The 669-nt window shown below is 59.0% G+C and carries 1 pseudogene; it reads right to left on the bottom strand.

Annotated elements, in window-relative coordinates:
• Positions 1-607: pseudogene (locus tag BOO71_RS15075) on the bottom strand (IS66 family transposase); the annotation flags it as partial.
• Positions 608-669: the final 62 nt, after the last annotated feature.

Raw genomic sequence — 669 nt, 5'->3', positions numbered from 1 at the left:
GGGTGATGCGGATTCCCGTGGTCAGTTCCAGGACACGGGGCAGACGTCGTTCAGGGATGCCCTGCTCATGACGTAAGGTTTGAATGACGGCCTGGAGACGCGCACCGTCACGGTGCGCTGTCGCTCCACACTGATCAGCGGCAAGATGGGCGTGTTCACCGCGTACCTTCTGCCCGCAGACCGGGCAGATCATCACTGGGACGAGATATTCGGTGATCAGTCTGGCTCCCTCAGCTTTCAAGTCCGTGATCCAGGCCTTGTCCATCTGCTTGAAGACCAGTTCACCCGTGTAGCCGCAGATGGTGCAGGTATTGGGAGTCGGGACGGAAATGACGGCCTGAACCTGTTCAGGTTCAGGTGGGGTCTTGTAGGTGAACGTTCCCATTCCTACACGGCGTCCAGGGGGCTGGGGAGCAGCTTTACGCGTCTCGCGGCTGAACGGCGCAGCATATTTGCTGTGCTTCTTGCGCTCCAGCTCCTCAATTTTCTTTTTCAGACGAGTGTTTTCGGCACGGAGCGCGTGATTCTCGGCCTCCAACTGCTCGAATCGCTCGGTCTGCTGACGGATGATCTCCAGCACATCACCCTCTGTCAGCGTCCCGGCCATGCCCTGAGTCTAGCGAATCTTGTTGGCCTCCGGCCACCGGGCAGAGGCGCTAATCAGATACG

This window comes from Deinococcus marmoris (genome assembly GCF_001949125.1).
GTDB lineage: Bacteria > Deinococcota > Deinococci > Deinococcales > Deinococcaceae > Deinococcus > Deinococcus marmoris_A.
The sequence above is the reverse complement of the archived record's forward strand: the minus strand, read 5'-3'. Positions and strand labels throughout refer to the sequence as shown.